Source organism: Pusillimonas caeni (assembly GCF_003545815.1).
In the GTDB taxonomy this organism is placed as follows: domain Bacteria; phylum Pseudomonadota; class Gammaproteobacteria; order Burkholderiales; family Burkholderiaceae_B; genus Pusillimonas; species Pusillimonas caeni.
Genome location: NZ_PDUW01000006.1, coordinates 266,757 through 285,506, shown reverse-complemented (window position 1 = coordinate 285,506; position 18,750 = coordinate 266,757). Strand labels below are relative to the sequence as shown.

Annotated in this window: 18 protein-coding genes; 13 read left to right on the top strand and 5 right to left on the bottom strand. The window is 64.0% G+C overall.

The window, feature by feature from the left end:
- The first annotated feature begins 98 nt into the window (after positions 1-98).
- From CSC67_RS15025 to CSC67_RS14965, 13 genes are all read left to right on the top strand, one after another.
- Positions 99-2,444: a xanthine dehydrogenase family protein molybdopterin-binding subunit gene (locus CSC67_RS15025; protein ID WP_167752910.1), complete on the top strand. Its 2,346-nt coding sequence runs from the start codon at positions 99-101 to the stop codon at positions 2,442-2,444.
- Complete coding sequence (locus CSC67_RS15020; RefSeq protein ID WP_118995253.1) at positions 2,441-3,310, top strand: FAD binding domain-containing protein; 870 nt, start codon at positions 2,441-2,443, stop codon at positions 3,308-3,310. The genes CSC67_RS15025 and CSC67_RS15020 overlap by 4 nt, the downstream gene beginning before the upstream one ends.
- The gene (locus CSC67_RS15015; RefSeq protein WP_118995252.1) at positions 3,303-3,785 is read left to right on the top strand and encodes a (2Fe-2S)-binding protein; all 483 of its coding nucleotides are present in this window, start codon (positions 3,303-3,305) and stop codon (positions 3,783-3,785) included. The genes CSC67_RS15020 and CSC67_RS15015 overlap by 8 nt, the downstream gene beginning before the upstream one ends.
- A gap of 14 nt (positions 3,786-3,799) precedes the next feature.
- A complete protein-coding gene (locus CSC67_RS15010) occupies positions 3,800-4,597 on the top strand; it encodes an ABC transporter ATP-binding protein (protein WP_118995251.1) in 798 nt (265 codons plus the stop codon).
- Positions 4,594-5,307 (top strand): ABC transporter ATP-binding protein, encoded by a 714-nt coding sequence (locus tag CSC67_RS15005; protein ID WP_118995250.1) that lies wholly within the window; start codon positions 4,594-4,596, stop codon positions 5,305-5,307. Before CSC67_RS15010 ends, CSC67_RS15005 begins: the two co-directional genes overlap by 4 nt.
- 4 nt (positions 5,308-5,311) lie before the next feature.
- Entirely contained in the window at positions 5,312-6,187 is an 876-nt protein-coding gene (locus tag CSC67_RS15000) for a branched-chain amino acid ABC transporter permease (RefSeq protein ID WP_118995249.1), read from the top strand.
- 2 nt (positions 6,188-6,189) lie between these two features.
- Positions 6,190-7,164 carry a branched-chain amino acid ABC transporter permease gene (locus CSC67_RS14995; protein ID WP_118995248.1) on the top strand — a complete coding sequence of 325 codons (975 nt, stop codon included), beginning with the start codon at positions 6,190-6,192 and terminating at the stop codon, positions 7,162-7,164.
- An 18-nt stretch (positions 7,165-7,182) separates the two neighbouring features.
- Positions 7,183-8,394: an ABC transporter substrate-binding protein gene (locus CSC67_RS14990; RefSeq protein ID WP_118995247.1), complete on the top strand. Its 1,212-nt coding sequence runs from the start codon at positions 7,183-7,185 to the stop codon at positions 8,392-8,394.
- A 152-nt stretch (positions 8,395-8,546) separates the two neighbouring features.
- Positions 8,547-10,265: an FAD-dependent monooxygenase gene (locus CSC67_RS14985; RefSeq protein WP_118995246.1), complete on the top strand. Its 1,719-nt coding sequence runs from the start codon at positions 8,547-8,549 to the stop codon at positions 10,263-10,265.
- Positions 10,262-10,471 (top strand): hypothetical protein, encoded by a 210-nt coding sequence (locus tag CSC67_RS14980; protein ID WP_118995245.1) that lies wholly within the window; start codon positions 10,262-10,264, stop codon positions 10,469-10,471. Before CSC67_RS14985 ends, CSC67_RS14980 begins: the two co-directional genes overlap by 4 nt.
- On the top strand, positions 10,468-11,586 hold the full coding sequence (locus tag CSC67_RS14975; protein ID WP_118995244.1) for an alpha/beta hydrolase family protein: 1,119 nt from the start codon (positions 10,468-10,470) through the stop codon (positions 11,584-11,586). The genes CSC67_RS14980 and CSC67_RS14975 overlap by 4 nt, the downstream gene beginning before the upstream one ends.
- Before the next feature lie 46 nt (positions 11,587-11,632).
- Positions 11,633-12,145, top strand: a complete 513-nt coding sequence (locus CSC67_RS14970) for a VOC family protein (protein WP_118995243.1) — start codon at positions 11,633-11,635, stop codon at positions 12,143-12,145.
- A gap of 107 nt (positions 12,146-12,252) precedes the next feature.
- A complete protein-coding gene (locus CSC67_RS14965; protein WP_118995242.1) occupies positions 12,253-13,026 on the top strand; it encodes an SRPBCC family protein in 774 nt (257 codons plus the stop codon).
- A 51-nt stretch (positions 13,027-13,077) separates the two neighbouring features.
- Here the strand turns inward: CSC67_RS14965 and secF are convergent, their stop codons facing one another.
- The 5 genes from secF to queA form a co-directional block, all read right to left on the bottom strand.
- Complete coding sequence (gene secF / locus CSC67_RS14960; protein ID WP_118995241.1) at positions 13,078-14,013, bottom strand: protein translocase subunit SecF; 936 nt, start codon at positions 14,011-14,013, stop codon at positions 13,078-13,080.
- Positions 14,014-14,066: 53 nt separating this feature from the next.
- A complete protein-coding gene (gene secD, locus CSC67_RS14955) occupies positions 14,067-15,938 on the bottom strand; it encodes a protein translocase subunit SecD (RefSeq protein WP_118995240.1) in 1,872 nt (623 codons plus the stop codon).
- 91 nt (positions 15,939-16,029) lie between these two features.
- Positions 16,030-16,374 (bottom strand): preprotein translocase subunit YajC, encoded by a 345-nt coding sequence (yajC, locus tag CSC67_RS14950; RefSeq protein WP_118995239.1) that lies wholly within the window; start codon positions 16,372-16,374, stop codon positions 16,030-16,032.
- An 85-nt stretch (positions 16,375-16,459) separates the two neighbouring features.
- On the bottom strand, positions 16,460-17,596 hold the full coding sequence (tgt, locus tag CSC67_RS14945; RefSeq protein ID WP_118995238.1) for a tRNA guanosine(34) transglycosylase Tgt: 1,137 nt from the start codon (positions 17,594-17,596) through the stop codon (positions 16,460-16,462).
- Positions 17,593-18,636 (bottom strand): tRNA preQ1(34) S-adenosylmethionine ribosyltransferase-isomerase QueA, encoded by a 1,044-nt coding sequence (queA, locus tag CSC67_RS14940; RefSeq protein WP_118995237.1) that lies wholly within the window; start codon positions 18,634-18,636, stop codon positions 17,593-17,595. The genes tgt and queA overlap by 4 nt, the downstream gene beginning before the upstream one ends.
- Positions 18,637-18,750: the final 114 nt, after the last annotated feature.

The following is an 18,750-nucleotide window of genomic DNA, read 5'->3' as shown; positions in this document are numbered from 1 at the left end:
TTATTGGCATGTTAGTTACTGTTGGGTAACATATCAACAACATAGCCATGTCGAAAATAAAGGAGACAAGCGTGCAGCAGGCGTCGTGTGAAGCGAGAATGGCCTCGGCGAGTGGGGTGGGCCAGTCATCCGCCAGACTCGAGCATGCCGCTTTCATTGGCGGCCAGGGCTGCTACATTGACGACATCAGGCTGGACGGGCAACTGCATGCGGTATTTCTGCGCAGTCCGGTCGCGCATGGCCGCATCCTTAAGGCCGATCCTTCAGCGGCGCTCGATATACCAGGCGTGCACGCGGTGTTCTTCTATGACGACCTGCGCACCCTGCTGCAGAGCGACCGGATTCCCATGGCCATGCCGGCCAAAGCCTTGCGCTTCGACGTCGATCCCCATGTGCTCAGCCATGGCGAAGTCCATCACGTCGGCGAGCCCATCGCGATCATTGTGGCCGACAGCCGCCATCTCGCCGAAGACGCCGCCGCCCAGGTGCTGCTGGAAATCGAGCCGCTGCCCATCGTGGTGGATCCCAGGCTCGGATTGCAGGAAGGCGCGCCGTGCGCACGTTCCGACTGCCCCGACAATCTGGTGGCGCACATGGTCACCGGCTATGGCGACACCGATGCCGCGTTCGCCAAAGCCGTGCACGTGGTGTCCGAACAGTTCCATTTGCATAAAGGCTGCGGCAATTCGCTCGAACCGCGCGGCGTCGTTGCCCGCTGGGACGATGCCGCACAGCACCTGACCGTCTGGGACAGCACCCAGATGCCGCACCGTGCCAAGCGTCTCCTGTGCCTTTCGCTGGGCTTGGCAGAGGATAGGGTGCGCGTGATTGCGCCCGACGTCGGCGGCGGGTTCGGCCCCAAGTTCGTTTTCCATCCCGAAGAACTGGCCGTGGCCGCCACGTCCATGCTGATGGGCCGGCCCGTCAAATGGATAGAAGACCGCTTCGAAAACTTCACTGCGACCACACAGGAACGCGACCAGTATTGGGAAATCGAAGCGGCGGCCGACGAGCAGGGGCGATTGCTGGGCATACGCGGCTCACTGATACACGACCATGGCGCCTATACGCCCTATGGCTTGATGCTGCCGTACAACTCGGCCACCAACCTGGTGGGCCCTTATGTGCTGCCCTCTTATCGGCTGGAGCTTTCCCTGTGCCTGACCAATCTGGTGCCGGCGACGCCGACGCGCGGCGCGGGCCGTCCGCAAGGCATGTTCGTGATGGAACGGCTGCTGGACAGGCTGGCGCATCGGATAGGCCTGGGCCGTGACGAAATCCGCCGCCGCAATTTCATCCAGCCGGAGCAGCTGCCGTACCGCACCGGCATGTTCACGCGCGACGGCGGCGAAATGACCTACGACAGCGGCAACTACGTCGAGGCGCAGCGCCGCGCGCTGGAACTGATCGACTGGGACGGCTTCGAGGCGCGCCGCGCGGCCGCCGCGCAAGAAGGGCGCTGCATAGGCATAGGCCTGGCCAACTATATCGAAGGCACCGGCCGAGGGCCGTTCGAAAGCGCTGTGGTAAGCATCGGGCCCTCGGGTCAGGTCGTCGTGTCGTCCGGCGCCTGTTCGCAGGGCCAGGGCACGATCTCGCTATTGGCTCAATTGGCGGCCGCCGAACTGGGCGTGCGACCCGAACGGATACGCGTGCGCGCCGGCGATACCGATGCCGTTCCGAATGGCCTGGGCGCCTTCGCCAGCCGCCAGGCCGTCACGGCCGGCAATGCTGTCCATCAGGCGGCGCGCCAGGTGCGCGACAAGATTCTCCGCGTGGCCGCCGCCTGGCTCGAAGCCAGGCCCGACGCGCTGACGCTATGCGACGGCGTCGTTTACGTCGAGGCTGAGCCCGGTCGCCGGTGCGCGGTGGCCAATATAGCCGAGGCGCTGGCCGGCAGCCCAGGCTATTCGCTGCCGGCCGGCATGGAGCCTGGCCTGCATGCGGCGGTGGATTTCCTGCCCGTAGGTTTGTCCTACAGCAACGGCACGCATGTCGTGGAGGTCGAGGTCGACGCTGAAACCGGCGCAGTCACGATACTGCGTTATCTCATCGTGCACGACTGCGGCACCATCGTTCATCCCAAGATGCTGGAGGGCCAGATCATAGGCGGTACCGTGCACGGCATCAGCAGCGCGCTGTATGAGTGGATGCGCTACGGTGACGACGGGCAGCCGCTGACCTGCACCTATATCGATTACCTGCTGAGCACGGCGGAAGTCTCTCCACGTATCGAAGTCCATCACATGCAGTCGCCCACCCCATTGAACCCCCTGGGCATAAAAGGGGCTGGAGAGGGCGGCACCATAGGCGCGATGCCGGCGATGGCATCGGCGATCGAAGACGCCTTGCGCCCCTACGATGTGGTCATACGCGACATCCCGATAACCCCCATCCGCCTGAGCGCTCTGGTGCGCGCCGCCAGCGAGGCCGTGGCCGCATGAAAGCTGCATCGTTCGTCTATCACGCGCCGCGCACCAGCATCGAGCTGACGCAACTGCTGTCCAGCCTCGACAACGTACGGATGCTGGCCGGCGGGCAATCGCTGATGCCCATGCTGAATCTGCGCGTCGCCGCGCCCGACCATCTCGTCGACCTGAACCGGGTCGAGGGGCTGGGCGGCATCGAGTTGCGCGGCGACAAGCTCGTCATCGGCGCGATGACCAGGCAGCGCGAGGCCGAACTGTCCCCGCTGGTGGCCGAACACTGCCCCTTGCTGATCCAGGCACTCGGGTATGTCGGTTTTCAGCAGACGCGCAATCGCGGCACGGTGGGCGGCAGCATCGCCCACATGGATCCCACCGCCGAACTTATCGTGGCCGCGTATGTCCTCGATGCCACGGTGGTACTGAAAAGCCGCGACGGCGAACGCAGCATGTCGGTGCGCGAGTTCAATGACGGTTATTTATGCAATAAGGCCAAGCGGGGCGAATTCCTGGCACGGGTCGAATTTCCCATCCGGTCCGAGCGCCACGGCGTGGCGTTCGAAGAGGTCACGCGCCGGGGCGAAACCTTGGCCGTGGTGTCGGTCGGCGTGCTGGTCGAATTGGGTCGTGAAGGCGAACTCACGCGCGCATCGGCGGCCGTCGGCGGACTGCGGCCGGCGCCCGTATGCCTGGATGCGGCGCCTTGGCTGGGGCGGGCGCCGCAGGCTTCGATGGCGGAGGACTTGGCCCGCCGTGCGGGCGAACTCATCGCCGACGACGACCTGACGATTCCCGCCGAATACAAGCAGCACGTGGCCGGAGTACTGACTCGACGGGCGGTCGGCCGTGCATTGGCCCGTGTACAGGAGATGCGCGATGACTGACCGTATGCTCGTACGGCTGAAGGTGAACGGCGACGACTACGAGTTCGAGATCGAACCGCGCGTGAATCTCGCCGACGCCCTGCGCCATCACCTGGGACTGACCGGCACGCATGTGGGCTGCGAGCATGGTGTATGCGGCGCCTGTACGGTACTGGTGGATGGCGTCAGCGCGCGCTCATGCCTGATGCTGGCGGTGCAGGCCGATGGCTGCGAAGTCACCACGATCGAAGGCCTGGCCGCGGATGACGGCACGCTGGACCCTTTGCAAGAGGCCTTGTCCGAGCATTTCGGCCTGCAGTGCGGTTACTGCACTCCAGGCGTGTTGATGACGCTGGTCGAATTGCGCCGCGAACTGAACGGCCAAGCCATAGATGAAAAAACCGTGCGCAGAAAACTGGCCGGCAATCTTTGCCGCTGTACGGGGTACCAAGGCATCGTCGACGGGGCTTTGGCCGCGCTGAACAGCCACCCATAAAAACAGAGATAAGCATGCAAGCACCCCAAACCGCGCCGAAGGGCGGCGAACCCATACTCAAGGTGATGGACGTCGGTGTCAATTTCGGCGGCATACAGGCATTGAAGCAGGCCAGCTTTCAGGTCAGGCAAGATGAAATCTGCGGGCTGATCGGGCCCAACGGCGCGGGCAAGACGACGCTGTTCAATACCGTCAGCGGCCTGGTGCCCATCGATACCGGGCAAATCCATTTCCAGTGCCGGCGCATAGACAGCATGGCGCCGCACCGCATCATCAGCACCGGCATTTGCCGAACTTTCCAGAACGTGGGCCTGTATCCCGAAATGACGGTGGTGCAGAACGTGCAGCTGGGCGGGCATTTCGGCTCTCAGGCCGGTTTCCTTGCAACCGCCTTGGGGCTGCCCCGGGCTCGGCACGAGGAGCGCGAGTTGCATGACCGCGCCATGAAGCATCTGGCCGACATCGGCCTCGAAGGCATCGCGCAGCGCCGCACCGGCGATTTACCGTACGGCACGCTCAAGAGAATAGAAATCGCGCGGGCGCTGATGTCCTCGCCCAAGCTGCTGATGCTGGACGAGCCGGCGGGCGGGCTGAGCCACGGCGAAGTCGAGGAATTGGGCGGCATGCTGCGCCGCCTGCGCTCCGAAAGCGGCATGACTTTACTCATCGTCGAGCACCACATGCGGCTGGTCATGGAACTTTGCACGCATGTCGTGGTGCTGAGCCAGGGCATGATCATCGCCGACGGCACGCCCGAACAGGTGCAGGCCAACGAGGATGTGATCGCTGTTTACCTGGGGACCCCGGCATGACGATAGGATTGAAAATCTCAGGGTTGTATGGCGGTTATGGGCCGGTCACCGTGCTGCGCAACGTCGAGCTCGAAGTGGTGCCCGGCAAGGCCAGTGTGCTGCTGGGGGTCAACGGAGCAGGCAAAACGTCCACGCTGCGGGCGATCTCGGGCTTGATACGGCGCAGCGGCAGCATCGTCTATGGCGATCAGGATATTTCCGCCTGGCCGGCCGAGAAAATCGCCCAGGCCGGCATCGGCCACGTGCCTCAGGGCCGTGGCACCTTCCGCGACTTGTCCGTCGCCGATAACCTGGCGGTGGGCGGTGTTTTGCTGCGCGATAAAAGCGAACGTCGGCGCAATCTGGACATGGTGCTGGAATTGTTTCCGCGCCTGAAGGAAAGGCAGACCCAAGCGGCCGGCAGCCTGTCCGGCGGCGAGCAGCAAATGCTGGCGATCGCGCGCGCCTTGATGGCTTCGCCGAAACTGCTGCTGCTGGACGAACCTTCTCTGGGCCTGTCGCCTCAGTTGACCGGCGAGATTTTCGGCGCCTTGAGCCGGCTTAATCGGGAGCGCGCCTTGACGATGCTGATCGTCGAGCAGAACGCCGCGCTGTCGCTGGGCATAGCCGATTCGGCATACGTGCTCGAAGCGGGCAGCATCATGACCTCGGGTTCGGCGCAGGCCATCGTCAACGACGACGAAATCCGTCGTATCTATCTGGGGATGTAAAAGCATGGTCGAGTTTTTGCAACAAGTCGTCGACGGCGTGGAAAGCGGTGCGATCTATGCAGCGCTGGCGCTGGCGCTGGTGCTGGTGCACCGGTCCACCGGCCTGGTCAATTTCGCGCAGGGCGAAATCGCGATGTTTTCCGCATATGTCACCTTCGCGTTCTACCAGATGGGCATGCCGATACAGTTTGCCGCCTTGCTGGGAATGGCGGCGTCGTTCGCCGGCGGGATGGCGATAGAGCGCACCTTGTTCCGCAGTGAAGCCGCGCGCCAGCCCTTGGTTGCGGTCGTCTTGATGCTGGGGCTGTTTCTGGGTCTGAACAGCCTGGCCGGCCTGATCTGGTCCTATCAGGTGCAGCGCGTGCCTTCGTTGTTTCCGGAAGGACTGATCCGCGTTGGCGGTACCGTGTTCAGCTACCAGATGCTGGGCACGCTGGCGATACTGCTGGCCATTTGCATACTGCTGCACCTGCTGTTCACCTATACGCCGCTGGGCCTGAAGATGCGCGCGGCAGTGTCGAATGCCGAATCATGCCGGCTGCTGGGCATTCCGCCGGGGTTGATGCTGGGCCTCGGCTGGGGGCTTGCCGGCGCCTTGGGCTGCCTGGCGGCAGTGTTGGTCACGCCGCGCCTGTTCCTGGACCCGAACATCATGCAGGGCGTCATCATCTTCGCCATCGCGGCCGCCACATTGGGCGGGCTGGACAGCGCGCTCGGCGCCATCGTGGCGGGCATCGCCATCGGCATCGTCGAGAACCTGGCGGGCAGCTATCTGGTGGGCTCCGATCTGCGCATCGTCGTGCCGCTGGTACTGATCATCGTTGTGCTGACGATGCGGCCTCAGGGCTTGTTCGGCAAAGCATATCGGGCGAGGGTCTGATCATGACGGAACGCAAGATGCAATTCATCCCGACGCTGGCGATACTCGCCCTGGCCGTGGCCGCCCCGTTCGTGCTGTCGTCCTTCGCGGTGTTTCAGCTGGCGACCGTGCTGACATACGCGCCGGCGGTACTGGGGCTCGTCATCATCACCGGGCTCACAGGGCAGCTCGCGCTGGGCAACGGCGCATTCTTCGCGCTCGGCGCCTATACCACCGCCATTCTGGTGCAGAGCTACGGCTGGCCGTTCTGGGCGACTTTCCCCGTCGCAGGGCTGTTGTCCCTGGTGGGCGGCATCCTGTTCGGCATTCCCGGGCTGCGCTTGCGCGGACACTTCCTTGCCGTGCTGACCCTCTCCATCGCGGTGGCCGCACCCCAGGTCATCAAGCATTTCGAAGGCCTGACCAGCGGAGCCAGCGGCATTTCGGTCTTTTTGCCCGAGCCGCCCGAATGGCTGGGCATGGACAATACCCAGGCGGCGTACTTCGTGGCGCTGATCATCACCGTGCTGGCCTTCGCCATGACCCGCGCCCTGCGCCTCAGCCGCGTAGGCCGTGCCCTGGAGGCCATACGAGAAAACGAATTGGTCGCGGCCTCGCTGGGCATCAACGTGGCGTATTTCAAGGTGATGGCATTCGGCTACAGCACCTTGCTGGCCGGCTTGGGAGGCAGCGCCTTCACAGTATCCGTAGGGTTCGTCGCACCGGAAAACTTCACCATCGGCCTGGCCGCGCTCCTCATCATAGCGCTGGTCGTCGGCGGCAAGAAGTCGGAGTGGGGCGCAGTCATAGGAAGCCTGTTCATCGTGATATTGCCGCTGTACGCCGGCAGTATCGCGCCCGCCGTGGCGGGCGTGTGTTTCGCCGTGGTCGTCATTTTGTTCATTCTCCTGCTCCCCGAGGGAATGGCCGGGCTGCCGCAGCGTGTCTTGCGGGGATTTCAACGGGTTGCCGGCGCTGGCAAGCGCCGTGATTATTAAAAATTAGGAGAGCACGAAATGCGTAGTCTCAGATATTTGGCCATGAGTCTTGGCCTGGCGGTATTCGGTTCCCACGCCCTGGCGCAAGCTGCTTCTCCCGGGATCACCGACGACACCATCACTATAGGCACCATAGGCCCCTTGTCGGGCCCAGCGGCGCCGCTGTCCATCTACAACCGCCAGATCGGCGCCTATGCGCAGTATCTGAACGATCAGGGCGGCATCAAGATGGGCGACGGCAAGACGCGCAAGCTGGCCGTGCGCCTGCTGGACTCGGGCGGCACGCCCGCGCGGGCCGTATCCGGCGCGCGCGAACTGGTCGAGCGGGACAAGGTCTTTGCGGTGGTGGGCGTGTTCGGCACGAACGAAAACAAGGCGATCATCGATTACATGAACGGCAGAAAGGTACCGCACGTCTATTTGCTCAGCGCCGCTTCCAATTGGGGCCAGCCGGACAAATATCCATGGACCATAGGTTTCCCGCCGGTGCCCAATACGCAGATGTCCATCTATGGCGACTACATCAAGCAGGTCAAGCCCAACGCCAAGGTCGCGGTGCTGCATGGCGCCGACGAATACGGCAAGGATGGTCTCGAGGGCATCAAGAAAGCGCTGGAGGGCAGCGGCGCCTCCATCGTCGCGTCGCAAAGCTACGAGCCTACCGACGCCACCGTAGACTCCCAGATCGTCAGGCTGGCCAATAGCGGCGCAGACACCTTCGTGAATTTCGCCATCGGCCGTGCGGCAGCCCAGGCATTGCAAAAAGCCAGCGACGTCGGCTGGAAGCCATTGACGGTCGTTGAAACCACGACCGCCTCGTCCGGCCTGCTCAAGCGTCTGCCGAAGGACGTCATCGAAGGCGTGGTCAGCGCCATGTACCTGAAAGATCCCACCGATGAACGGTTCAAAGACGACGAGGGCGCCAAGACCTATCTCGCGGCGATGAACAAGTATTACGGCGCGGGTTTCGACCCCACCGCGCAGCCCATGGGCGTGGCGTTGACGCAATCGCTGGTCAAGGCGCTGGAGCAGATGAAAGAGCCCACTCGCGAAGAGTTGATGGCGGTACTGCGCAAGGTCGACAAGCAGGAAAACGATTTCCTGCTGCCCGGCATCACGTTCAACAACGCATCGACCAACGGCTATCCGATCACTCAGATGCAAATCGTGGTGGTCGAGAATGGCGCGCTTGTGCCCAAGGGCGACATCAAGACCGGCGCACCACGCTGAACGCCCGAGCCGTCCGGCACGATGCACCTCCGCCGCCAGGCCGGGTCGGGGCGGCCGTCCGGAGACACTCGCCGGCGGCCGCCGGTGACCCGGCATCCCGTGGGACGGCGGCGAGCGTAGCAAAGCCCAACAACCGACTGCAAAGAGTATCGATGGACATCGTTTTTTCAGAGTACTTTCCTTACGACCATTACGAGCCCAAGCTGCCTCCCTTGGAAGGCGGGGCGGAAACTGCGCGCCATCGCGTCGTGATCGCCGGTGGAGGTCCCACCGGCTTGGCGTTGGCCCTGGATCTCGCGCTGCAAGGCATACCCAGCGTCGTGCTGGAAGCCGATGCGACCGTGTGCACCGGCAGCCGCGCCAGCGCATTCACGCGCCGCACGATGGAAATTCTCGACCGCCTGGGGATTATCGACGAGGTGCTCGACACCAGCCTGAGCTGGAAGGAAGGCTGGACTTTCCATGGCTTGACCGAGATCGCGCGCATGCGCCTGCCCGATGACGACAGCCAGAAATATCCGCCGTCCATCAGCCAGCTGCAAAATTATGTCGAGCATTGCATGGCGCGCAAAGCCGAGCGCGACTACGCCGATCTGATCGACATACGCTGGCAGTCCAAGCTGCAGGATTTGCAGGCTCACGATCACGGCGTTAGTCTGGAAGTCGATACGCCGCTGGGCAGCTACCGCATGCAGGCGGACTGGCTGGTGGCGTGCGACGGCGGCCAGAGCTTCGTGCGCAGCGCACTGGGCCTGCGCATGCGGGGCAAGCGCCACGCCGGACGCTACGTCATCATCGACATCCGGCTCAATACCGACGACATGCGCGCGGGGCGCCATTGCTGGTTCTCGCCTCCTTCGCTGCCTTCCGGCACCTTGCTGATGTACAAGCAGCCGCGCGGCATGCTGCGCTTCGACTATCAGATACGCGAAGACCAGGTCGAATGGGCCTCGAAGCCCGAGGAGGTCTTCAAGAACGTGCAGCAGCATCTGGATATGCAGGGCATTACCGAACCCTGGGAGCCCGTCTGGCTCAGCTTGTATCGGGCCAGCGCGCTGACGCTCGACAATTACTGCCACGGCCGCGTGCTGTTTGCCGGCGATGCGGCCCATCTGGTACCCATTTTCGGCGTGCGCGGCATGAATTCCGCCGTCGAGGACGTACACAATCTGGCCTGGAAGCTGGCACTGGTGCTGCAAGGGAAATGCGATGCCTCGCTGCTGCAAAGCTACTCGCAAGAGCGCATTTTCGCCGCCGAGGCCAACCATCGCTACGCCTCGCGAGGCGCGGAATTCATGGCGCCGCCTTCGGCGCCGCACAAGCTGATGCGCGACGCGGTATTGACGCTGGCGCCGACGAACGAATTGCTGAAGACGCTGGTGATCCCCCGCCAGCATACGGCCACGGTGCTGAGCGAGTCGCCGCTGACCGTACCCGACGCCGGCGATGCCTTCCGGGGCGGCCCGCTGCCCGGCGGGGTATTGCCCGAATGCCGTATACGCATGCACGATCGGGCGGGCGCCACCGACTGCTTCCTGACCGACACGCTGGGATCGCGGTTCGATGCTTTCTACTTCACCGAGTCGGGCGAGGTGCCCGCGGCCATCAAGCAGGCGTGCGAGCAGGCCGGGCGAGCCGTGCCATTCGCGTTGCACGTCGTTGCCAGGCAGCGCCCGCAGGCAGCCGGCGCCTGGATAGAGGACCACACGGGCAAGTTGTTTTCGAACTTCGATGCGGTCCCGGGAACGCTGTACATCGTGCGTCCCGACGGCCATACGCTGGGCCGGTGGCGCCAGGCCCGGGCCGCCGACATCCTGGCCGCGGTGCAGCGACTGCCATTGACGAACGAGGTTGTTTGGGAACTGCCATGACACAAGACGAAATTGAAGACCTCTACAACCTGTTGTGCAACAGGCTGACGCAGGCCGGCGAAGGCAATACCGATATGGTGCTGGCGCGTCTGGCGATGCTGCTGATGCAGAACATGACGGACGCCGCGCTGGCGGCGTCCCTGATAGAAGAAGCGGCGCAGGGCTACACCGGCGCCGTTGAAACGACGGACGAGCACGGAGCATGAAGATGGAACTAATCAGGCTGGACGTTAAGGCGGGCGCGGCGCAGGAAAGCCAATCGGGTCTGCAGATGATGAATCCCCGCATCTGGGGCGTATTGCACAAGGTGGACGGCGCGCGCTGCGCCGCCATCGTCATTCATCCGACGTCGAATTTTCACGCGCATTATTTGCTGGAGCCCTTGTCCCAGCGCGGTTTGACGATGTTCGCGTTGAACACGCGCTACGTCGGCAACGACTCCGTGCTGCTGTTCGAACGCGCCATTCAGGACCTGGGGGCGGGCGTCAAGTGGCTGCGCGCGCAGGGCTATGAGCGGGTGCTGCTGATCGGCAATTCGGGCGGTGCGGCACTGGTGTCGCTGTATCAGGCCCAGGCTGAGAACCTGACGATCACCCATACGCCGGCGGGCGATCCTATCGCCGTGCATCCGGACGACCTGCCTCCCGCGGACGGCATCGCGCTATGCGCCGCGCATCTCGGCCGTTCGCGCATCATCGAGAACTGGATAGACCCGGCTGTCATCGACGAGAACGATGTGCTGGCATCCGACCCGGAGCTGGACATGTTCAATCCCGCCAACGGTCCGGCGTACTCTGCTGCATTCATGGAGCGCTACCGTGCCGCGCAAAAGGCCAGGATGCAGAAAATAACGGCTTGGGCGCAGGCCAAGCTGCGGCAGTTGCGGGCAATACCGGACGGTCCGCGCGACATGGCCTTCGTCATTCATCGCACATTGGCCGATCCGCGCTGCATGGACCCGTCCATAGACCCCAACGACCGAGCGCCCCGCACGACGATCTGGGGGCCGCCGAAAACGCAGAACTATGCCGGCAACAGCATGGGGCGCTACACTTCATTGACGGGCTTCATGAGCCAGTGGTCGCCGTTCAGCTGCGCGGACGGCCCCACCAATCTGGCGCGCACCTCGGTGCCGGTCGTGCTGTTCGAGCACACGGCGGATTCCTCCATCTTCCCGTGCGACAACGAAGTATGGGCTCAGGCTGCGGGGCCGCGCATGGAGCGGCACGAGCTGAGGGGGGGCGACCACTACCTGACAGGCCGCCCTGATCTGGTCGCGCAGATGTCGGACGCGATCGCCGCGTTCGCGCAGCGGCTATAGGCTACGCGCGACACCGCGCAGCTGGACTTGACGGAGAAAGGTCATCATGAGCATTGCCATCCAGAAACTCAATCACTTCGCCTATCGTTGCAAGGATGCCGAGGAAACGCGGCACTTCTACGAAGACATCCTCGGCCTGCCGCTATATCACATCGTACGCGCCGAGAACGTCCCCTCCACCGGCGAATACAACCCGTTCTGCCATTTGTTCTTCAAGATGAACGACGGCTCATGCGTCGCTTTCTTCGACCTCGGAGACGGCGTCGCGCCCGAGCCTTCGCCCAATACACCCTCCTGGGTCAACCATCTGGCGCTGGAAGTCGCGACCCACGAAGAGCTGATGGATTTCAAGAAAAGGCTTGAAACCCACGGTATTTCCGTGCTGGGGCCGACCGACCACCGCACCATGGAATCCATTTATTTCTTCGACCCCAACGGCTTGCGCGTAGAGCTGGCTTGCTGGAAGGTCAGCATGGAGCAGATGGAGGACGAGTCCAAGGTGGCGCGCGCCCAGCTGGACGAATGGACGGCGCAAAAGCGCGCCAGGCTTGACGCCTGAGATTGCCCGCCGGCGGCCTCATGGGCGGCCGGCGTTTTCTACTGCCTGTCCGGTTCGGGCGGATAGCAGCGGGCGTGAGCGCCGCTGCCAGATAAAGGAAGACAAGTATGGAGCTGAAGGGCGGGCAGCAGATTTCCGCAACGGTTGAGCAAGTATGGGCGGGTTTGTTCGACCCTGAAATCCTGCAGCGATGCCTGCCGGGATGCGAGTCGGTCACCCGGGAGTCCGAATACGCTTACACCAGCAAGCTGGCACTGAAGATAGGCCCCGTTTCAGCGCGTTTTTCGGGCCGTGTCGAAATGCAGGACGTCCAAGCTCCTCAACGATGCAAGCTGGTGTTTCAGGGCGCCGGCGGCACTGCCGGCTTTGCGCGAGGCGAGGCGGTGGTGGAACTGACGCCGCGCGACGGCGGAACCCTTCTGCAATACGATGCCGTCATCCATGTCGGCGGCAAACTTGCCCAGATAGGTGCGCGGCTGATCGACACCACGGCCAAGAAGTTGGCGGGGCAGTTCTTCGAGCGCTTTCGCGCCGTGTTCGATCCCGAAGGGAAAGCTCCAGAGGAGCAGCCGCAAAGCGTCGCAAACGCCGTATCCCAGGCGGAGGCGCCCGACAGCAGCAGGCCCGAAGCGGCAAGCGCCGGCACTCGCGAGGCCGATATGCCTGCTCTAGCCGCGGCAATATCCACAACCGCCGGCCAATCGCAAGAGCAATCGCTGCTGCGGATGTTCTGGCGAGCCAGGGCCGTCTGGTTCGTATTGGGCGCCGGGTTGTCCAGCGCCATCACTCATGAATGGCTGGATCAAAGAGCCGGCTGGTTCATAGCGGGTGCTGCGCTGACCTATCTAATCACGCGCATCAAGGTCGGCAAGGAAGTGTGACAAGCCTGGCGGCTTCCCGGCGCACGTGTTTGCGGCGGGAAGCCGGCTGCTTTACGGCACTTCGGCGGCGGGATCGTCCTTCTTGACGGGCTTGACCAGGTCTTCACGCTTGACGCCCAGCCACATGGCGAGGGCGGCGGCCACGAACACCGAGGAATAGATGCCGAACCAGATGCCGATGGTCAGGGCCAGCGAGAAGTTGTGAAGGGTGGGGCCGCCGAAAAAGAACATCGACAGCACCATCATCTGTGTCGAGCCGTGGGTGATGATGGTGCGGGAGATGGTCTGGGTGATGGCGCCGTTGATGACTTCCTGGACCGACGCGGTGCGCTGCTTGCGGAAGTTCTCGCGGATGCGGTCCATGATGACGACGGATTCGTTCACCGAGTAGCCCAGCACGGCCAGCACCCCCGCCAGCACGGCCAGCGAGAATTCCCACTGGAAGAAGGCGAAAAAGCCCAGGATGATGATCACGTCGTGCAGGTTGGCCACCACGCCGGCCACGGCGAACTTCCATTCGAAGCGCAGCCCCAGGTAGACCATGATGCCGATGACCACGAACAGCAGCGCCAGCAGGCCGTTGGTGACGAGCTCTTGCCCCACCTGCGGGCCGACGAACTCGACGCGGCGCAGCTCGACGTCGGGCGACTGCGCCTTGAGCGCTTCGAGCACTGTTTCGCTTTGGGCCGCCGAGCCGAGGTCTTCACGCACGGGCAAGCGGATCATGACGTCTTGCGAAGTGCCGAAATTCTGCACCTGGAAATCCGAATAGCCGAGCGAGCCGACCGCGCTGCGCACTTCTTCGATCTGGGCCGCCTGGGGGTAGTGCACTTCCATCACCGTGCCCCCGGTGAACTCGATGGAGAGGTGGAAGCCGCGGGTGGCGATGAAGAAGACGGCCAGCAAGAAGGTGATCAGGCTGATCAGGTTCAGCACCAGCGCATGGCGCATGAAGGGGATGGTGCGGTGTATGCGAAAGAATTCCATCTTGGTTTCGTACCTGTGTTATCGGATGCCGGGGCGTGCCCCGGCACGATGTGTCAGTCCTGTTTGGGTTTCCAGATCTGGCCGATCGAGATGCTTTGCAGCTTGCGCTGGCGGCCATACCAGAGATTGGCCAATGCCCGCACGCCGACCACCGACGAGAACATCGAAGTGAGGATGCCGATGCAGTGCACCACGGCGAAGCCGCGGACCGGGCCCGAGCCGAAGGCCAGCAATGCGATCCCGACGATGAGCGTGGTGAGGTTGGAGTCCAGAATGGTGCCCCAGGCACGGTCGAAGCCATGGAAAATAGCCTGCTGGGGCGGCAGCCCCGCGCGAAGTTCTTCGCGTATGCGTTCGTTGATGAGCACGTTGGCGTCGATGGCCATGCCCAGCGTCAGGGCGATGGCGGCGATGCCGGGCAGCGTCAGGGTCGCCTGCAGCATGGACAGCACCGCCAGCAGCAGCAGCACGTTGAAGGCCAGGCCCAGGGTGGAAAACAGGCCGAACAGGTGGTAGTAAAGAATGATGAAGACGGCGATCGCCAGGAAGCCGTACAGCGTCGAATTGAAGCCCATCTTGATGTTGTCGGCGCCCAGGCTGGGGCCGATGGTGCGCTCTTCGATGATGCTCATGGGCGCGGCCAGCGAGCCGGCGCGCAGCAGCAGGGCGATGTCGGAGGCTTCCTGGGCGTTCATGCTGCCGCTGATCTGCACCTGTCCGCCCGGGATTTCGCCGCGGATGACCGGGGCGGTGACGACCTGGCCCTTGTTGTTCTCGAACAGCAGGATGGCCATCCGCTTGCCGACGTTGTCGCGCGTGACGTCGCGGAAGATGCGGGCGCCCTTGGCGTCGAGGGTGAGGTTGACCGAGGGCTGTTGCGTCTGCTGGTCGCGGCCGGGCTGGGCGTCCTGCAGGTTTTCGCCGGTGAGCACGACCTGGCGGCGCAGCAGCAGCGGCCGGCCGTCGCTGTCGGTATAGCGCTCGAGCCCGAAGGGCACATTGCCGCTGGACAGCGCGGCCATGGCCGAGGGCGAGTCGTCGACCATGCGGATTTCCAGTGTGGCCGTGCGGCCCAGGATCTCTTTGGCCTTGGCCACGTCCTGCACACCCGGCAACTGGACGATGATGCGGTCGGCGCCCTGTTGCTGGATGACGGGCTCGGCCACGCCCAGCTCGTTGATGCGGTTGTGCAGGGTGACGATGTTCTGGCGCAGGGCGTGGGCTTGCACCTGGGCGATGGCGGTCTCGGTCAGGACGCCGGTGAGCAGAAAGCTGTCGCCCGACGTGCCGGTGGTGAACGCCATGTCGCCCATGCGGCGGCGCAGTTCCGAGACGGCATCGTCGCGGCTTTGTTCGCTGTCGAAGCGGGCCACGACGGAGTGGTCGCTGCGCTCGACTCCCGAGACGGGAATGCGGGCGTCGCGCAGGCTGCTGCGTACGTCGTTGGCCAGGGAGTCGTAGCGCCCGGTAAGCGCCCCCTGCATGTCGACTTCGAGCAGGAAGTGCACCCCGCCGCGCAGATCCAGGCCCAGGTACATGGGGCGCGCGCCGATGGCGGTGAGCCAGTTGGGCGAGGCCGAGAGCAGGTTCAGGGCGATGGTGTAGTCGGGGTCTTCGGGATTGGGATTGAAGGCCTTTTCGAGGGCGTCCTTGGCCGCCAGCTGGATGTCGGGCGTGGCGAAGCGGATGCGCACGGCGCCCACGGGCCCGTTCTGCTCGTAGAAGGCGCCGGTGGACTCTATGCCGCGTTCGGCCAGCACCTGTTGGGCGCGGGCCAGCACGCTGTTGTCGATCTTGACCGAGGTCTTGGCCCCTGCGATCTGTACCGCCGGCGACTCGCCGAAGAAATTGGGAAGCGTATACAGCAGCCCGATGATCAGGGCGGCCAGCACGGTAAGGTATTTCCAGAGGGGGTAACGGTTCATCGTCGATCAATTAGATAAGCGGGCGGGCCCGGGTCGGCCGGGCGCCCGCCGGAACTGAGCGCCGGCCGCATAAAGGCCCGGCGCACCGGGATTACAGCGACTTGATGGTTCCCTTGGGCAGCACGTTGGATACGGCATTGCGCTGCAGGACGACTTCGACCGGCTTGTCGGCCAGTTCGGCGACTTCCATGGTGATGTAGTTGTCGCTGACCTTGGTGACCTTGCCCAGCAGGCCGCCCGAGGTGATGACCTCGTCGCCTTTGCTGAGGCCGGCCACGAGATTGCGATGTTCTTTCTGGCGCTTCATCTGGGGGCGGATCATCAGGAAGTACAAGATGACGAACATCAGGATGATGGGCAGCATGCCCATCAGTCCGCCCGCGGCGTCGCCCGCGGCCTGGGCGCTTATGAGATTGAGTAGGTCGACTGCCTGCATGGTGTGGCTCCTGATCTATCTATGAAAGTATTTGTAAGGTCGGTGTGCAAAAAAAGCGAATTTTCTATTGTAGCGACATCCGGGCCTATTCGATGCCCCGGGCGCGGTTTTCGGCGAACTGCCTGCGCCACGCCTCGAACCCGCCCTCTTCGATGGCCTGGCGCATCTCGGCCATGATGGTCAGATAGAAGTGCAGATTGTGCAGGGTGTTCAGGCGCGCGCCGGTGATTTCATTGGCCCGCTGCAGATGGTGCAGGTACGAGCGCGAGAAATGCGAGCAGGTATGGCACGAGCATGAAGGGTCCAGGGGGCGCGTATCGTCGCGGTAGCGGGCATTGCGTATCTTGATGTCGCCGTAGCGGGTGAACAGCCAGCCGTTGCGCGCATTGCGTGTCGGCATGACGCAGTCGAACATGTCCACGCCGCGGCTCACGCCCTCGACCAGATCCTCGGGCGTGCCCACGCCCATCAGGTAGCGCGGCGCGTCGGCGGGCAGGCGCGGCGTGACGTGCGCCAGCACCCTTTGCATGTCCTCCTTGGGCTCGCCCACCGACAGGCCGCCGATGGCATAGCCATGGAAGCCGATGTCGGTCAGGCCGGCCAGCGATTCGTCGCGCAGGTCTTCGTACATGCCGCCCTGCACGATGCCGAACAGGGCGTTGGGATTCTCCAGCGTGTCGAAGGCCTCGCGTGAGCGCTTGGCCCAGCGCAGCGACATGCGCATGGAGCGCGCGGCCTCGTCGGCCGTGGCCGGGCGTCCGTCGATGGCGTAGGGCGTGCATTCGTCGAACACCATGACGATGTCCGAATTGAGCGAACGCTGGATGCGCATGGACTCTTCGGGTGTGAGGAACAGCCGCGAGCCGTCTATGGGCGAGGCGAATTTCACGCCTTCCTCGGTGATCTTGCGCAGGCCGTCCAGGCTGAAGACCTGGAACCCCCCCGAGTCGGTGAGGATGGGCTTGGACCATTGCATGAAGCCATGTAGTCCGCCGTGCTTCTCGAGAACGTCGGTGCCGGGGCGCAGCCACAGGTGGAAGGTATTGCCCAGCACGATCTGGGCGCCGATTTCCTCCAGTTCGTGCGGCAGCATGGCCTTGACGCTGCCGTAGGTGCCCACGGGCATGAAGATGGGCGTCTGGACGACGCCGTGGTTCAGGGTGAGGCGCCCGCGGCGCGCGGCGCCGTCGGTGGCCAGAAGCTCGAAGTGCAGGCCGGTCATGATTTGGGTGATTCGATGAACATGGCGTCGCCATAACTGAAGAAACGATAGCGGGACTGTACCGCATGGGCGTAGGCGCGCCGTATGGGCTCCATGCCGGCCAGCGCCGACACCAGCATCATCAGCGTCGAGCGGGGCAGGTGGAAATTGGTGATCAGCGCATCCACGTACGAGAAGCGGTAGCCGGGCGTGATGAAGAGGCGGGTATCGCCCTCGAGCGGATCGAGATCGCTGGCTTGCTGCGCCGCGGCCGATTCGAGGGCCCGTACGCTGGTGGTGCCCACGGCGATGACCCGGCCGCCCCGGCGGCGGGCTTCCCCGATTTGCCGCACGACGGACTGAGGCACGACGTAGCGCTCGGCGTGCATCTGGTGCCGGGACAGGTCTTCTACCCGGACGGGCTGGAAGGTGCCGGCGCCCACATGCAGGGTGACGAAGCTGTGCTGGACGCCCTGGGCGGCCAGCGCGTCCAGCATGGGCCGGTCGAAGTGCAGGCCCGCCGTGGGCGCCGCGACCGCGCCCGGCGCCTGGGCATAGACGGTCTGGTAGCGCTCTTCGTCCTGGGCCTGAGCTTCATGCGTGATGTACGGGGGCAGGGGCGTGGCGCCATGGCGCTCCAGCAGGTCGAGCGCCCGGGCCGGAAACGCCAGCTCGAACAGTTCGTCCTGGCGGCCGGCGACCTCCACCGTGAAGGCGTCGTCCGCGAGATGCAACCGGGTGCCGGCCTTGGGCGACTTGCTGGCCTTGATGTGCGCCAGGGCGGTGACCGGACCCGTGATGCGCTCGACCAGGACCTCGACCTTGCCGCCGCTGTCCTTGCGCCCGCGCAGCCGCGCCTTGATGACCCGGGTGTCGTTGAGCACCAGCAGGTCGTTGGGACGCAGCAGCGAGGGCAGGTCGGCGAAGAGGCGGTCGTGCAGGGCCGAGTCCGCGTCCAGGTGCAGCAGCCTGCTGCCGCGGCGGGTGGCGGCGGGTGTCTGGGCGATGAGTTCGGAGGGCAGGTGGTAGTCGAACTGCGACAGTTGAAGCGAGGGGTTCACGCGCGAAGATAGGCAATGGGCAACACGCCATTTTAAGCCGCCCCGCGATTTTTCCGCTCGCAGCCTCCCCCGGCGCCCTTCCTTCCGGTATGCTGATGTTTTTTTGCCGCCCGC

Bases quoted from the DNA above. Each gene is read 5' to 3' on its own strand.
- CSC67_RS15015 (WP_118995252.1), top strand. From the start codon at position 3,303: ATGACTGACCGTATGCTCGTACGGCTGAAGGTGAACGGCGACGACTAC.
- CSC67_RS14980 (WP_118995245.1), top strand. From the start codon at position 10,262: ATGACACAAGACGAAATTGAAGACCTCTACAACCTGTTGTGCAACAGG.
- CSC67_RS14965 (WP_118995242.1), top strand. From the start codon at position 12,253: ATGGAGCTGAAGGGCGGGCAGCAGATTTCCGCAACGGTTGAGCAAGTA.
- CSC67_RS14985 (WP_118995246.1), top strand. From the start codon at position 8,547: ATGGACATCGTTTTTTCAGAGTACTTTCCTTACGACCATTACGAGCCC.
- CSC67_RS14995 (WP_118995248.1), top strand. From the start codon at position 6,190: ATGACGGAACGCAAGATGCAATTCATCCCGACGCTGGCGATACTCGCC.
- tgt (WP_118995238.1), bottom strand. From the start codon at position 17,596: ATGACCGGCCTGCACTTCGAGCTTCTGGCCACCGACGGCGCCGCGCGC.
- CSC67_RS15010 (WP_118995251.1), top strand. From the start codon at position 3,800: ATGCAAGCACCCCAAACCGCGCCGAAGGGCGGCGAACCCATACTCAAG.
- CSC67_RS15005 (WP_118995250.1), top strand. From the start codon at position 4,594: ATGACGATAGGATTGAAAATCTCAGGGTTGTATGGCGGTTATGGGCCG.
- CSC67_RS14990 (WP_118995247.1), top strand. From the start codon at position 7,183: ATGCGTAGTCTCAGATATTTGGCCATGAGTCTTGGCCTGGCGGTATTC.
- CSC67_RS15000 (WP_118995249.1), top strand. From the start codon at position 5,312: ATGGTCGAGTTTTTGCAACAAGTCGTCGACGGCGTGGAAAGCGGTGCG.
- secD (WP_118995240.1), bottom strand. From the start codon at position 15,938: ATGAACCGTTACCCCCTCTGGAAATACCTTACCGTGCTGGCCGCCCTG.
- CSC67_RS14970 (WP_118995243.1), top strand. From the start codon at position 11,633: ATGAGCATTGCCATCCAGAAACTCAATCACTTCGCCTATCGTTGCAAG.
- CSC67_RS15020 (WP_118995253.1), top strand. From the start codon at position 2,441: ATGAAAGCTGCATCGTTCGTCTATCACGCGCCGCGCACCAGCATCGAG.
- CSC67_RS15025 (WP_167752910.1), top strand. From the start codon at position 99: ATGGCCTCGGCGAGTGGGGTGGGCCAGTCATCCGCCAGACTCGAGCAT.
- yajC (WP_118995239.1), bottom strand. From the start codon at position 16,374: ATGCAGGCAGTCGACCTACTCAATCTCATAAGCGCCCAGGCCGCGGGC.
- secF (WP_118995241.1), bottom strand. From the start codon at position 14,013: ATGGAATTCTTTCGCATACACCGCACCATCCCCTTCATGCGCCATGCG.
- CSC67_RS14975 (WP_118995244.1), top strand. From the start codon at position 10,468: ATGAAGATGGAACTAATCAGGCTGGACGTTAAGGCGGGCGCGGCGCAG.